The organism is Corallococcus terminator (genome assembly GCF_003611635.1).
Lineage (GTDB): Bacteria > Myxococcota > Myxococcia > Myxococcales > Myxococcaceae > Corallococcus > Corallococcus terminator.
The window spans coordinates 1-14275 of record NZ_RAVZ01000265.1 but is presented as its reverse complement, the minus strand read 5'-3'; the positions used below and the strand labels follow the sequence as shown (position 1 = coordinate 14275).

Here is a 14275-nt window from a genome sequence, read left to right as displayed (position 1 = left end):
GGGCGAGGCCCGGGAATTCCAGGGGCCCGGGGGGGAAGCGAAGGAGTCGACCGTCGACTTCGAGTTCGAGGAAAGCGACCTGGAGTGGGTCGCCAGCTACTGAAGTACGGCGCGCGCGCGGTTGGGCGTTCGTGCTCCACGGCGGCCTTCGGGGGAGGGCCGCCCACTTCCAGCGGATTCGCCAGCCAGTACGATCTGGGCGGATCCCGGTGTCCCGGACCGGGGGGGACGGGACCCGGAAGTGCGAGGGAGCGGGGAGACCCGAGCCGGTGAACAAGCAGGCTGCGCCCCAGGTCCTTCGCTCCCGGAGCCTTGATGGTTCCGGGGGCGGAGGACTTCGGTTGAGCGCGCTACGCTCCTAGGCCCTCATCCCGACCTGGAGTTCCCGACATGAAGTGCCCACGTGTGGCCCTGTGGCCCCTGCTGGGGTGCTGGATGGCCTGCGCCACCGCCCCCGTCCGAGCCCCCGCTTCCGAACCCGCTGGCCTGGTGCCGACACCGTCCCAGGCGCTGGCCCTGCGCGCGTCGTGGCTTGCGGAGCGCCATGGGCTGCTGCTCGACATGATGCGCCGTCACGGCGTGGGCATGTGGGTGGTGGTCAACGAGGAGTTCCACGACGACCCGCTGACGGGCTGGGTGGCGCCGCCGCTGCCCTACGCGGGCAACCGCGACGTGTTCGTCTTCGTGGACGCGGGCGACGCGGGTCTGAAGAAGGTCGCGCTGACGGGCTACGCCACGGAAGCGGTGACGCGCTTCTTCGAACGGCCCGAAGAGAGCCGCAAGCCGCAGGAGGTGCTCGCGGAGCTGGAGGCGAAGTACCACCCGCGCGCCATCGCGCTGGGCATGGGCGGCAAGCGCGGGGTGACGCGCAGCCTGACGCATGACTCCTACCAGTGGCTGGTGGAGGCGCTGGGCGCCCAGGCGCAAGGGCGCTTCGTGAGCGCGGCGCCGCTCATCGAGGAGTACCTGGACACGCGGCTGCCCGGTGAGTTCGCGCCGTACCGCGACCTGGTGGTGCTGACGGAGTCGCTGGTGAAGCGGGCGCTCTCCAACGAGGTGGTGGTGCCGGGCAAGACGACGGTGGGCGACGTGCGCCGCTGGCTCTATGACGCCCTGTGGCAGGCACGCGTCACCACGTGGTTCGAACCGGACCTGCGAGTGCAGCGGCAGGGGATGAAGGACGGCTTCTCGCGCGGGTTCCTGGCGGTGGCGGACGAGTCGGTGGTCATCCAGCGCGGGGACCTGGTGCACGTGGACTTCGGCGTCACGGCCCTGGGGCTGAACACGGACTGGCAGAAGATGGCCTACGTGCTGCGGGACGGAGAGAAGGATGTGCCGGAGGGGCTGAAGCGCGCGCTGGCGAACACGCAGGCGCTCCAGGACGCGCTGATGCTGCGCGCGTCGCGGCCGGGGCGCTCGTCCGCGGACGTCTACGACGCGACGATGGCGGAGATGAAGGAGAAGGGCATCGAGGCCAAGGTGTACAGCCACCCGCTGGGGGCGCAGGGGCATGCACTGGGGGCCTCCATCGACTTTCGCGCGGCCTCGCGGCAGGACGCGCCCCGGGTGCTGCGCAAGGGCTCGTACCTGGCCGTGGAGCTCAACACCGTCACCGCCGTGCCAGAGTGGGGTGGGCAACAGGTGGCGGTGATGCAGGAAGATCCGGCGTACCTGACGGACGAAGGTTGGAAGTTCTTCGTACCCCGGCAGGACGCCTTCTATCTCATCCACTGACGACACGAAGGGAGCGGACGTGATGCGCGTGGGCAGGCCATGGACGACATTCGGACGGAGGGGCGGGATGCGCTTCGCGCTGGCGCTCCTGTGTGGCGCGGCGGGGTGCGCTTCTCCTGTCGGAGACGACGCGGCTCCGGAGGCCTCCGCACGACAGGAGCGCCCGCTGGTCGCGGAGGGAGCGCTCCGGCCACCGCACGCGGTGGACAGCCTGTTGAGCCTGGTCGACCAGACGGCCGCGGTGGTGGAGGGAGAGGTCACCGACCTGCGCTCCGAGTACTCCCCGCGCACGGGCCCGTGGACGGTGGTGACGCTGGGGAACGTGCGGGCGCACCTGGGCGACGTGCCCGGGGAGTTGCGGCTCAAGCAGGTGGGCGGGTTGCTGCCGGACGGACGTCAGCTCGTGGTCAGCCATGTGCCGCGCTTCGTCCGGGGCGCGCGCTACGTGGTGTTCCTGCGCAATACGGGATGGAGCCTGTCGCCGGTGCTGGACGGGCAGGCCTTCCGGGTGGAGTCGGTGGGCGGGCGGGAGGTGCTCGTGGGCGCCGAGGGCGGACTCGTGTCCGGCCTGGGGTCCGCGGGCGTGCGGCAGACGGCGCCGGTGTTCGAGACGGTGGACCTTTCGGGCGCGCGTCCGGCCTTGCGCGCGGGCGTGGAGGTCGCGGGGCTTCCGGACGCGCTGGGGCGTGAGGCGTTCGTGTCGCTGCTCCAGAACCACCTGCGTGCGCGGGGACTCGGCGTGACGGGGGTGTTCCGCGAGGAGCCGGTCGCCACCGCGTCGGCGCGGTCCGTGTCGGTGGCCCCTGCGTCTGGGCAGGTCCCGGTGCCGGGCTTCACTTCATCCCAGCCCGAGCGGGACATTCCGCCCGGCCAGCCGTGAGGAGGTTCGCCATGAACACCACAAGAATCGCGGGCTTCGTCGCGGTGCTGGCGCTGGGGGGCCTGGAGGTGCAGGCCGCGTCCTGGGACACGTGCAATGGCTCGCCGGTGAAGTGGTACAGCGGCCCGGTCGTGTACCGCAACCGGTGCAGCATCCCGGACACCGGCAACGTCAACACGGCCTACTGGAACGGGCTGCGGCAGTGGGACGACCTGTCGCACCTCGTCGCGGGCTTCAACGTGAACCCGGTGACGGACTGCGCGTTGGATCACAGCGACGGTCAGAACGAGCTGGGCCTGTGTGACCGGGCGGCCATCGACGGGAACAACGGCGTGACGTACTCCACGGTGGGCGTGTGCTTCATCGGGAGCAACGGCATCGACGAGGCGGACGTCTGCATCGCCAGCGACCTGGACTTCACGCCGCGCACCGGCAATGCCTTCGGAACGTCGGGCCGGAGCACTTTCGTGCATGAGGCGGGGCACTTCTTCGGCTTCAAGCACGAGGGCGGGCACAGCATCCTGCGCACGTCGCCGCCGCACCTGGTGACGGGAGGCTACGAGTCCTCCACGCTGTGGCCGACGAACGCGCAGGGCATGCGCGACCTGTATGGCTATTCGCTGACGAAGCCCAACCTGCTGCCGTCCGCGATGGGCGTGGTGGGGGACGTGGCGCAGACGTTGGATCCCGCGCTCACCCGGTCCGTGTGTCGCAACACGGCGACGAGCGTGAAGTTCTACGTGGGCAACATGGGCAACGCGGCGACGGGGTCCTATTCGATGCGCGTGCGCCTGAGCCCGACGGCGCCACCGCTCGGGTACAGCGAGTCCACGAACGTGGTGGCCACCTTCAACCATTCGATGGCGGCCTTCGCGGAGGGCACCTACACGCTGGGCTTCACGGTGCCGGCGGGGCTTCCCTTCAACACGTACTACGTCTACGTGGACCTGGATCCGGCGGGAGTCGTGGACGAGCTGCGAGAGAACGACAACACCACCGTCAGCGCGATGCTCCTGCGGGTGGGGTGCTGAGCATGAGGCCCGGGGTCCTGATGGCGCTGCTGCTCGTCGGGGCCTGCGCGAAGCCGAAGGAGGAGCGGGGGAGGCCGCCGGAGCTGCTCACGGCCGCGCCGGTGTCTCCCTCGAAGTCCACGGCCCTGAAGGCGCCCGAGCAGCCCCAACCGCCGGGTGCGGTCACGGTGAGGACGGACGCGGGTACCTTCGAGGCCCCCTCCGTGCGGCTCATCGCCACGTTCAAGGAAGGGGACGCGCCCGCGACGTTGGAGGTCGCGTTGAGCGCGCAAGCAGGGGATGGGCGGAGCTGGGCGGTGCTGGTTCCGGTGGCGCCCACGTTCCCGAAGCAGAAGCACGCCACGGCCCGGCTGACGACGACGCCCCTGCGGGTGGGGATGGCGTCCGCGGAGCGTCGAGCACCGTCGGGTCCGCCGATGCTCGCGAACGATGGGACCCTGGAGCTGGACGTCACCGGACGTGAGGTGCGCGGCACGGTGCGGACGGAGGAGGCAGGACTGTCCGGCACGTTCCAGGGGCCGCTCTCCGTCGAGTGCATGGTGCCCGCCGCGTGGTTGCAAGCGGCGGATGCTCGGGAGGCGCCCGGTGCTCCCGTGCCGGTGGCTGCATCCGCGCGCGGCGACGCGGTCGTGCCCGACGAGGCACAGAGCACGGCACGGTGTCGTGCCTTGAAGGAGCACTTCCGCTGAGCGCGCGTCAGTGAGCGCCCCGCTCCTCGCGTCCGCTCAGGTGCGTCCGACCGCTGAGCACGCGTCAGTCCGCGTCCTGCCCTCCGCGCCCGCTCACGTCCGCCCAGGTGAGCCCGAAGCGCGTCAGGTACTTTCGCAGCCGGTCCGCGTCATTGACGCTCTTCTTCTGCGCTCGTGACTGCGCGAACAACGCCCGGCCCGCGTCCGACAGCGAGCGCGCGGAGCGACACACGCCCACCACGTCCGCCAACTGCACGCGGTCGAAGCGGTCCAGCTCCGCCGCGCGCACCGGCCCCAGCACCTCCGCCAGCACGTCCTCCGCGCCCGACATCGCGGCCCCCGCTGGCCGCCACTGAGAGCGCAGCCGCTCCAGCTCCTCGTCCACCACCTCTCGCGTCATGCGGCCGCCATTGGCCAGTGTGGACATGCGCAGCACGGCCGCGTTGAGGTCGCGGAAGTTGCCGTTCCACCGTCCTTCCGGCGACGTGGCGAAGCGCAGGAAGTGCTCCTGGGCCTCCTTGCTCATCGTCACCCGCGTCCCCAGCGCCTGCGACGCCTGATCCAATTCAAAGAGCAGGTTGGGCGCGATGTCCTCCGGGCGCTCGCGCAGCGCGGGCAGCCGGAAGGTCCACAGGTTGATGCGCGCGAGCAGGTCCTCGCGGAAGCGCCCACGCTCCACGTCCAGTTGGAGGTCCCGGTTCGTGCCGGCGATGAGCTGGAAGTCGCTCTCCACCTCCTTGTCCGCGCCCACGGGCAAGAACCGCTTGTCCTCCAGCGCGCGCAGCAACATGGCCTGCTCGTCCGCGCCCAGCTCTCCAATCTCATCCAGGAACAGCACGCCCCCGTGCGCCTGCCGCATCAGTCCGGGCCGGTCGCCCACCGCGCCCGTGAAGGACCCCTTCACGTGGCCGAAGAGCGTGGACATCGCGCCGTCGCCGCGCAGCGTGGCGCAGTTCAAGTCCACGAAGGGCCCCGCCACCTGGTTGCGTGCCTTCTTCAGCGCGTAGATGCGCCGGGCGAGCTGCGACTTGCCCGCGCCCGTGGGCCCCGTCAGCAACAGCGGCGCGCGGGACTGCACCGCCACCTGTTCGATGCGCTCGATGAGCCGGTTGAACGCGGCGTTGTGCGTGTCGATGCCGGACTTGAGGAAGGACAGGCCTTCGCGCTGTTGCTGCCGGAAGCGCGCGGCCAGCGTGTCGTAGTTCGACAGGTCCAGGTCGATGATGGCGTGCGAGCCCGTCGCCGACCGCTTCCCCCCGTTTCCCGGCGACGTCTGCACCAGCCGCCCCGGAATCAGCCGGCTCTCCACCAGGAGGAACATGCAGATCTGCGCGATGTGCGTGCCCGTGGTGATGTGCACCAGGTAGTCCTCTTCCTCCGGATGGAAGGGGTGCGCGCGCACGTGGTCCAGCAGCGCGCCGTACGTCTCCTCCAGGTTCCACGGGTCGCGGATGGGAAGGGACGTCAGGCGCACCTCCGTCTCCGGTGACACCTGGGCGATGTCCTCTTGAATCCCCGTGGCCATGGACGCGGCGCGAGGCGGGTGCAGCAGCTCCAGCCGGTGCACCACCAGGTCCTCCTGCTGGCACAGCGCCACCGTGGGCCGCCAGCGCGTCCACCGGTGGGTCCCCGACCCCGTGTCCAGCGTCGTCCCCAGCATCCCGAACACGACCGTCCGGCGCGCCTTCGCTTTTTGAGCCATCAGGATAGGTATTTATCTCATGGGATAGGGATTTCCACCCCCGCCCGGGGGCCTCACCCGGAAACAGCGTTGGCACGGCGGCTGCTCTAGCTCCCCCACGTGACCGGGACGAAAGAGCCCGGTCGAACGACCGAAAGGTGCAGGCCATGAACCGCGAGAACACGAACTACGAAGTGCTGTCGGACGAGGCGGGTCGCCCCATCAAGGCGTGGACGGTGGGGGTGCCGTTCGAGGACGAGGCGAAGCAGCAGCTTCGCAACCTCCGGGGCCTGCCCTTCATCCACAAGTGGGTCGCGGTGATGCCGGACGTGCACCGCGGTTATGGCGCGACGGTCGGGAGCGTGGTGCCCACGGTGGGCGCGGTGGTGCCGGCGGCGGTGGGCGTGGACATCGGATGCGGGATGATCGCCGTGCGCACGACGCTGCGCGCGGAGCAGTTGCCGGACTCGCTGCGCGGGGTTCGCTCGGCCATCGAGGCGGCGGTTCCCCACGGCCGTACCGACAACGGCGGCCGTAACGACCGTGGCGCCTGGAAGGATGCTCCCGCGGCGCATCAGGCCGTGTGGGCGGAGCTGGTGAAGGGATACGAGCAGATCGTCGCGAAGCATCCGCACATCGGCCGGGGTCCGCAGTTGGGTCACCTGGGAACGCTGGGAACCGGTAACCACTTCATCGAGCTGTGCATCGATGAGTCGGATGGCGTGTGGCTGATGTTGCACTCCGGGTCGCGCGGGGTGGGTAACCGCATCGGAAGCCACTTCATCGAACTGGCGAAGAAGGACATGCAGCGCTTCTTCATCCACCTGCCGGACGCGGACCTGGCGTACCTGCCGGAGGGGACGGAGCACTTCGATGACTACGTGTTCGCGGTGAGCTGGGCGCAGGACTTCGCGAAGATGAACCGCGAGCTGATGCTGCACTCGGCGGTGCAGGCCCTGAAGGCGAGCGGTGAACTGCCCGCGTTCGAGCTGTCCGAGTCGGCGGTGAACTGCCACCACAACTACATCTCGCGCGAGAACCACTTCGGAAAGAACTGCTTCGTGACCCGCAAGGGCGCGGTGCGGGCGCGTGAAGGCGACATGGGAATCATCCCCGGCAGCATGGGGGCGCGTTCCTACATCGTCCGCGGGAAGGGAAACGCGGATGCCTTCCACTCGTGCAGCCACGGCGCGGGCCGCGTGATGTCGCGCGCCGCGGCGAAGAAGAGCTTCACGCTGGAAGACCACGCGAAGGCGACGGAAGGCGTGGAGTGCCGCAAGGACGTGGACGTGATCGACGAGACGCCGGCTGCGTACAAGCCCATTGATGCCGTGATGGCGGCGCAGGCGGACCTGGTGGAGGTCGTCCACACGCTCAAGCAGGTGGTGTGCGTGAAGGGATAGCCGACGTGGTTGGTCCCACCCGCCGTCCAGCCGAGGTACCCATGCCGGGATGAAGACGCCGAGGCGCCCGTTCCCCCCAAGAGGTCCCGAAAGGGCCGTTAAGGGTGGGGGAGCGGGCGCCGCTATTTTTTATCAGGGATGGGATGCTGTGCTCGTCCGCGAGCGCCACGAAGGAGCACGACGCACATGGTTCGCATCGATGGTTCACAGGGTGAGGGGGGGGGCCAGGTGCTGCGCACCGCGCTGGCGTTGTCGCTGGTGACGGGGACTCCGTTCGAGATGGTCAACGTGCGCGCAGGTCGCGCCAAGCCGGGCCTGCTGCGCCAGCACCTCACCGCGCTGAAGGCCGCGGAGGCCGTGGGCGCCGCGGAGGTGACGGGCGCGGAGCTGGGCTCCAAGCAACTGTCCTTCCATCCGCGCGCGCTGACGGCGGGCAACTACCACTTCGCGGTGGGCTCGGCGGGCAGCGCGACGCTGGTGCTCCAGACGGTGCTGCCCGCGCTCCTGCACGCCGAAGGTCCGTCCACGCTGATGCTGGAAGGCGGGACGCACAACCCGGCTGCGCCGCCGTTCGACTTCCTGGAGAAGACGTACCTGCCGCTGCTCAACCGCATGGGCCCGCGCGTGGAGGTGGTGCTGGATCGTCCCGGCTTCTATCCGGCCGGCGGTGGGAAGTTCCGCGTGAACATCCAGCCGGCGAAGTTGCAGCCGCTGCACCTGATGGAGCGAGGCCGCGTGCTGCGTCGCGAGGCGGTGGCCCAGGTGGCGGCCATCCCCTTCGACGTGGCCCGACGCGAGCTGGAGACCGTGGCGGGCGTGCTGAAGTTGCGGGAGGACCAGCAGCGTCCGGAGGAACTCAAGCGCGCCTTCGGTCCAGGCAACGTGCTGCGCGTGGAGGTGGAGAGCGAGCACGTGACGGAGGTGTTCACCGGCTTCGGCGAGCGCGGCAAGCGGGCGGAGCTGGTGGGCGAGGAGGTCGCCGCCGAGGTGAAGCGCTACCTGGACGCCGAAGTCCCCGTGGGCGAGCACCTGTGCGACCAACTGCTGTTGCTGCTCGCGCTGGCGAAGGGCGGCGGCTTCCGCACCCTGGCGCTGGATGCTCACGCGCACACGCAACGCGAGACGATGGCGCACTTCCTGGACGTGAACTTCGACGTCCGCGAGGTGGCCCGCGACGTGTGCGAGGTGACGGTGCGCGGCTGAGTCGTGACAGGGCCTCGTTCGACCGGCTGCCCGGCGGACGGACGAGGTGTCCTCCCGAGCGGGGGACAACCCGTGACGTTACGTGGAGGCCTTCCTACGTTGGTGACTCGTGGGGGAGGATTCACGCGTGGCGGAAGTCCCTGAGGTCGAAATCATCGTCCGCGATTTGAAGCAGGCCGTGGTGGGCCGCCGCTTCGTGGACGCGCAGGTGTTGGTGCCTTCGGCGGTGCGCTTCGCCTCGCCAGAGGACTTCATCCAGAACCTGCGGGGCAGGCGGGTGCTGTCGGCGGACCGCCGCGCCAAGTTCATGCTGCTCACGCTGGATGACGGGCAGACGCTGGCGCTGCACTTCATGCTGTGGGGAGAGTTGGCGCTCCGGCCCGCGGGCAGTGAACGGCCGCCGGCGACGCTGGTCGTCTTCACGCTGGAGGGCGACGAGGAGCTGCAACTCACCGACACGCTGGGGTACGCGCGCGTGGCGTTGGGACCCACGCAGATGCTGACCTCGCAGTTGAAATTGGCGGAGCTGGGGCCGGAGGCGCTCGATGACACCTTCACCCCGGAACTGTTGGCCCAGCAGCTTCGCCGTCGGCGCAGTCCGCTCAAGACGGTGCTCTTGAACCAGCGCGTGCTCGCGGGGCTGGGCAACCGTGACGCGGACGAGAGTCTGTGGGCCGCGGGAATCGACCCCCGGCGGCTGGCCTCATCGCTGTCACCCGCTGAAGTCATCAAGCTGCACCGGGGCATCCGAGACGTGCTGGAAGAGGGGTTGCGGCTGCGCGGCACGCAGCGCGACCTGTTCGGCGTGCAGGGCAAGGCGCTGCACCGGCGCAACATCTTCGGCAGGACGGGGGCGCCGTGTCCTCGCTGCACCACGCCCGTGTCGCACCTGCGAATCGGCGGCCGCAACACGCACTGGTGCGCGCACTGCCAGCCCGCGGACGGCCCCGCGCCCGACGCTCCCGCCCAGACGTCCCTGCTCTGAACGCGGCGTCCGCGCGGACCTCATCGCTCCGAACAGCCGTCCTGGCGGCTCCGGGTGTGCGAGCCCCCTGGGGCGCTGGTATGAAACGGGCGTGTCCGACGTCCCCGCCGCCACGCCCCTGCCCCTCGACGAAGCGCTGCTGCGCGCGAGCGAGGAGAACGCGCTCCCCAGCTACTACCAGTCCAGCGTGCGCCCGCTGTTGCGCGACCCGGAAGGGCGCTGGCCTTCGTGCTGTGGCGGAGGCTGCGAGCCGTGCGCGCAGACGCTCACCCGGGTCGCCGTGCGCGCGTTGGAGCTGATGGGCACGCCCCGCCAGAGCCCGCTGCCGGATTTTTAGGCAGGGGAACTGACTCCGCGGGTTGTCAGAACAACCGCGTGCCCAATCCCACGCGCGCGTTGAAACCCAGCCGCGTATGTCCCGCGCCGGCACGCTCCTGGAACGTCTCCACGCCCAGTTGTCCCGCCGCGAGCAGCGACAGCCCGCTGCCCAGGTACACCTCCACGCCCGCACCGCCCAGGGCCTGGAAGCGCCGCTGCTTGTCGCCCGTGAGCCCCAGGTCGATGGGCAGGTCCACCAGGCCCAGGAGCACCACGGTGTCCGCCACCCGGTAGCCCGCGACGAGCCCCGGCAGGATGCGCACCAGCACGCCAGAGAAGTTGTCGTCGTCCATGTACGTGGCGCCCGAATTGAGCACCAGGCCCACGCCCAGCGACGGCGCCAACTGCAACGCCCCCCGCCGCAGCACCTCCTTGCGGCCCAGCACCTCCAGCGACGCGCCCAGCTTGAACCAGTCGAAGCGCCCTCGCGCCTCCATCTCGAAGCCGCCAATGCCCTGCCGGAAGCCCACGCCCACTTCCGGAGCGCCCGTGTAGCCATAGAGCGCCGTGGCGCCCGCCGGCAGCATCACCGGCGCCACCACCGAGCCCAACGGGTCATCACTGGAGAACGCGAGCCCGGAGTCCTGGGCGGAGGACACGGCGGGCACGACGAGGAAGGTCAGCAGCAGGACGAGGCGCGTCATGGGCGCGCACCCTAGCTTGGGAAGCACGATGGCCAAAACCCAACGATTCCAGGGACTTGGGGGCAGGTTGTGCATTCGGTTCGGTTCCCTGGAAGAATAGGGAATCCATGGTTGCCTACCTGCACGCCGCGCCCCCCTCCGCATCCGCCACGCCCGCCGGAGGTCGCTCCGCACTCGACCTGTCGGGTGAGGCGGCAGGAGGCTCCGTGCTGCTGGTGGGCGAGGTGTCCCGGCCGGCGGTGATGCAGGCGCTTCGCGCGGAGGGCTTCGAGCCCGTGCACGTGGAGGGCATGCGCGACGCGCTGGCGCGACTGGGCTCCCCGGAGGCGCTGCCCCGGCTGGTGGTCATCGACGCGGAGCTGCCGGACGGCGACGGCTTCAGTCTCTGTGGGTTGCTCCGCGCGGACGCGAAGGTGGAGCACCTGCCGGTGTTGCTGGTGGCGCGTCATCAGGAGGAGTTCCACCGCGACCTCGCCGCGGGCGTGGGCGCGGACGAATACCTGGTGGAGCCGGTGGACGCCCGGGACGTGGCGGTGCTCGCGCGGCTCAAGGCGGGACGGCGCGGCGAGGAGGACGTCTACGACGCGCACTCCGGGACGCTGCCGCTGGTGCACCTGGTGCGTGCGCTGCTGGCCGGCGTGCGCTCGGGGCGGGTGACGCTGTCCGAGGACACGGGCGCCTTCACGTTCCGCCACGGCCTGCTGGTGGACGCGTCCTTCCACGGCGAGCGCGGCAGCCTCGCGTTCCGGCGCCTGCTGTGTTTCGGCGCGGGCGGCTACACGGTGACGTTCGGGCCGGAGCTGCACCGGGGCTCCTTCTCCATGGACCGCGCGTACCTGTGCGAACAGGTGGTGCCGGACCTGGAGCGCTTCGAAGTGCTGCGCGTCCGGGGCCTGCCCCTGGCGGCGCGGCTCACGGTGGACTTCAACCGGCTGGCGCGCGAGCTGCCCACGCTGCCGGAGGACGTGGAGCAGGTGGTGCGGCTCTTCGACGGCCGGCGCACCGTGCGCGCGATGCTGCTGGAGTGCCGCTTTCCGGAGGCGCTGGCCTACGAGGCGGCGACCCGGTTGTTCATGCTGGGCGTGCTGGTGCCCGCCATCCTCGTGGAGGAGCGCGAGCGCGCCCGGGAGTCCGCCGGCCCGCCGCGCCTGTTCGAGCCCGCCCCCCTGACGGGGGATGCGCCGGCTTCCGACCCCGAGCCGACGGCGTCGTGAGCGTTTGACTCGGGCGGCCTGCTCGGGGCACAAGGCCGGGGACGTGGGCCCTCCCGGGGTCCATCCTTCTTCCGAGCCGAAGTGAGCCGAAGCCGCCGCCATGTCCGGTCACAACCGATGGTCGAAGATCAAGCGCCAGAAGGCCGCGATGGGTGCGACCAAGGGCAAGCTCTACTCCAAGCTCATCAAGGAGCTGACCGTCGCCGCGCGCCTGGGCGGCGGTGACCCCTCCGGCAACGCCCGGCTGCGCGTGTCCATGGGCCAGGCGCGCGAGGCGAACATCCCGCGAGACTCCATCGACCGCGCCATCAAGAAGGGCACCGGCGAACTGGAGGGCGCGTCGTACGAGGAGGTGACGTACGAGGGCTACGGCCCCGGCGGCGTCGCGCTCATCATCGAGTGCCTCACCGACAACCGGAACCGCTCCGCCAGCGACGTGCGCAACCTCTTGAGCAACCACGGCGGAAACCTGGGCGCCGAGGGCGCGGTGGGCTGGATGTTCCACAAGAAGGGCGTCATCGTGGTGAAGCCCGGCCCCAGCGAGGACCAGGTGATGGAGCAGGCCCTGGAGGCGGGCGCCGAGGACATCGTCGACCAGGGCCCGGACGGCTTCGAGGTGCGCACCGCTCCGGCGGACCTGCACGCGGTGGGCTCGAAGCTGGAGGCCGCGGGCCTGTCCCTGGGCGAGCAGAAGTGGACCTTCGTGCCGCAGAACACCGTGAAGGTGGAAGGCGACAACGCGAAGCGCATGTTGAAGCTGATGGACGCGCTCGAGGACAACGACGACGTGCAGCACGTGCACGCGAACTTCGAGATCGACGAATCCCTGATGCAGTCGCTGTCCGCGTAAGGCCCCTCTTCGGGCGCGTGGGAAAGGAACGGGCCGGTGCGCGTACTCGGCGTGGACCCTGGCAGCCGCTTCATGGGCTTCGGGGTGGTGGAGGAGAAGAAGGGCAAGCTCGTGCATCTGGGCCACGGCGTCATCAAGGTGCCGGAAGGCGCCCCCCTGGCCGAGCGCCTGAAGGACCTGCACGCCGCGCTGTGCGCCGCGATCGCGCGCTACCAGCCGGAGTCCGTGGCGGTGGAAGGGCTCTTCACGCACCGCAACGCGCGCAGCGCCCTGGTGCTGGGCCATGCGCGCGGCGTGGCGCTGCTCGCGGCGGCGCAGGCCGGGCTGGGCGTGCACGAGTACGCCCCCGCGAGCGTGAAGAAGTCCGTGGGCGCCAGCGGCGCGGGCGGCAAGGACGCGGTGGCGCGCATGGTGCGGACGCTGCTCGGCGTGGATGAAGCGACGTTGGAGCGCGCGGATGCCAGCGACGCGCTCGCCGTCGCGCTTTGCCATCTCAACCATTTCCGCGTGGGCATGCCCCGCGCGTCGGCGCCCGCGAACGGCAAGCGCAAGGGGGCCGCGTCGGTGCTCGCGGACCGGCTGTCGTCCGCGTACAAGCGCCCGGAGGCCCGATGATCGCCCGTCTGCGTGGCAACGTGTTGGAGAAGAGCGCCGAGGACGCCGTCATCGACGTGCAGGGCGTGGGCTACCGCGTGAACCTCTCCGCCATCGCGCTGGGCAAGCTGCCCGCGGAGGGCCAGCCGGTGGATGTGCGCATCCGCACCGTGGTGCGCGAGGACGCCTTCGACCTGTTCGGCTTCCTCTCCGTGCCGGAGGAGGAGCTCTTCCTGCTGCTCAACAGCGTGTCGCGCATCGGCCCGCGCATGGCCCTGGGCGTGCTCTCCGGCATGGAGGTGGGCGAGCTCATCGCGGCGTTGGCGCGCGGCGAGGTGAACCGGCTCGCGAAGATCCACGGCGTGGGCAAGAAGACCGCTGAACGGCTCGTCCTGGAGCTCAAGGACAAGGTGAAGAACATCCACGCCGAAGCCGTGGCGCGCGGCACCGCCGCCCCTCCGCCCGTCGCACCTTCCGGCACCAAGGCCGACCTCATCTCCGCCCTCCTCAACCTGGGCTACAAGCAGCCCCAGGCGGAGAAGGCCGCGGACGTGGTCACCGAAAAGCTGGGCCCGGATGCCACCTTCCAGGTGCTCTTTCGTGAGTCCCTGAAGGTCCTGCGCTCCACCCCCTGAACACAGCCTCACCTCCGAGGGCGAGACGCAGCGCATCCGAGGACACGAAATCCTCTGAAAATCCGCGCAAGTCCTTTTCCCGTACGAAGTCGCGGACGTCGCCCGCCTGACGGGTCGCGCGTTCGCCGGGCGCCACACGGCGATCCACGCCGCCGACCTCACGACACTCCTGAGCGATGCCAGCGTCTGGGCCGCTGGCTCGTTCCACTAAAAATATCAATTTACAGTGCAGGTGCGGTGGTCCGCGGTCGGATCGCACTGCCCTGAGGAGGCGTGTGATGGCGGCGTGGCGTGGAGTGCGGGTCCTCGTGCTGCTGTTCTCCGGTGGGTTCGGGGTGGGGTGCGGTCCAGAGG

General features: G+C 70.1%; 14 protein-coding genes. 12 read left to right on the top strand and 2 right to left on the bottom strand.

The annotated features are described in order from the left end of the window. Positions 1–390 precede the first annotated feature (390 nt). From D7V88_RS29935 to D7V88_RS29920, 4 genes are all read left to right on the top strand, one after another. Entirely contained in the window at positions 391–1734 is a 1344-nt protein-coding gene (locus D7V88_RS29935; RefSeq protein WP_120544034.1) for a M24 family metallopeptidase, read from the top strand. Between the two features lie 67 nt (positions 1735–1801). Next, positions 1802–2614: a hypothetical protein gene (locus tag D7V88_RS29930; protein WP_120544033.1), complete on the top strand. Its 813-nt coding sequence runs from the start codon at positions 1802–1804 to the stop codon at positions 2612–2614. Between the two features lie 11 nt (positions 2615–2625). After that, on the top strand, positions 2626–3645 hold the full coding sequence (locus tag D7V88_RS29925) for a CARDB domain-containing protein (RefSeq protein ID WP_120544032.1): 1020 nt from the start codon (positions 2626–2628) through the stop codon (positions 3643–3645). Between the two features lie 2 nt (positions 3646–3647). Next, positions 3648–4334 carry a hypothetical protein gene (locus D7V88_RS29920; protein WP_147448914.1) on the top strand — a complete coding sequence of 229 codons (687 nt, stop codon included), beginning with the start codon at positions 3648–3650 and terminating at the stop codon, positions 4332–4334. Positions 4335–4398: 64 nt separating this feature from the next. Here the strand turns inward: D7V88_RS29920 and rtcR are convergent, their stop codons facing one another. After that, positions 4399–6036: an RNA repair transcriptional activator RtcR gene (rtcR, locus tag D7V88_RS29915; protein ID WP_120544030.1), complete on the bottom strand. Its 1638-nt coding sequence runs from the start codon at positions 6034–6036 to the stop codon at positions 4399–4401. 146 nt (positions 6037–6182) lie between these two features. On the opposite strand from rtcR, the gene D7V88_RS29910 reads away from it, so the two are divergent. From D7V88_RS29910 to D7V88_RS29895, 4 genes are all read left to right on the top strand, one after another. Continuing rightward, positions 6183–7418 (top strand): RtcB family protein, encoded by a 1236-nt coding sequence (locus tag D7V88_RS29910; protein WP_120544029.1) that lies wholly within the window; start codon positions 6183–6185, stop codon positions 7416–7418. A 186-nt stretch (positions 7419–7604) separates the two neighbouring features. Continuing rightward, positions 7605–8621, top strand: a complete 1017-nt coding sequence (gene rtcA, locus D7V88_RS29905; protein ID WP_120544028.1) for an RNA 3'-terminal phosphate cyclase — start codon at positions 7605–7607, stop codon at positions 8619–8621. Between the two features lie 127 nt (positions 8622–8748). After that, positions 8749–9606, top strand: a complete 858-nt coding sequence (gene mutM / locus D7V88_RS29900; protein ID WP_120544036.1) for a DNA-formamidopyrimidine glycosylase — start codon at positions 8749–8751, stop codon at positions 9604–9606. A gap of 91 nt (positions 9607–9697) precedes the next feature. Further along, the gene (locus D7V88_RS29895; protein ID WP_120534491.1) at positions 9698–9943 is read left to right on the top strand and encodes a hypothetical protein; all 246 of its coding nucleotides are present in this window, start codon (positions 9698–9700) and stop codon (positions 9941–9943) included. A 25-nt stretch (positions 9944–9968) separates the two neighbouring features. Here D7V88_RS29895 and D7V88_RS29890 read toward each other — a convergent pair whose 3' ends face one another. Further along, complete coding sequence (locus D7V88_RS29890; protein ID WP_120544035.1) at positions 9969–10628, bottom strand: hypothetical protein; 660 nt, start codon at positions 10626–10628, stop codon at positions 9969–9971. Positions 10629–10735: 107 nt separating this feature from the next. Between D7V88_RS29890 and D7V88_RS29885 the strand changes: the two genes are divergently transcribed. The 4 genes from D7V88_RS29885 to ruvA all read left to right on the top strand — a co-directional run bounded on the left by D7V88_RS29885 (position 10736) and on the right by ruvA (position 13921). Next, positions 10736–11842, top strand: coding sequence for a response regulator (locus D7V88_RS29885; protein ID WP_120544027.1), 1107 nt, complete (start codon positions 10736–10738; stop codon positions 11840–11842). Positions 11843–11942: 100 nt separating this feature from the next. Then, a complete protein-coding gene (locus tag D7V88_RS29880; RefSeq protein WP_120544026.1) occupies positions 11943–12692 on the top strand; it encodes a YebC/PmpR family DNA-binding transcriptional regulator in 750 nt (249 codons plus the stop codon). A gap of 36 nt (positions 12693–12728) precedes the next feature. Further along, on the top strand, positions 12729–13307 hold the full coding sequence (gene ruvC / locus D7V88_RS29875) for a crossover junction endodeoxyribonuclease RuvC (protein WP_120544025.1): 579 nt from the start codon (positions 12729–12731) through the stop codon (positions 13305–13307). Then, the gene (ruvA, locus tag D7V88_RS29870; protein WP_120544024.1) at positions 13304–13921 is read left to right on the top strand and encodes a Holliday junction branch migration protein RuvA; all 618 of its coding nucleotides are present in this window, start codon (positions 13304–13306) and stop codon (positions 13919–13921) included. Before ruvC ends, ruvA begins: the two co-directional genes overlap by 4 nt. The last annotated feature ends 354 nt before the right edge of the window (positions 13922–14275 follow it).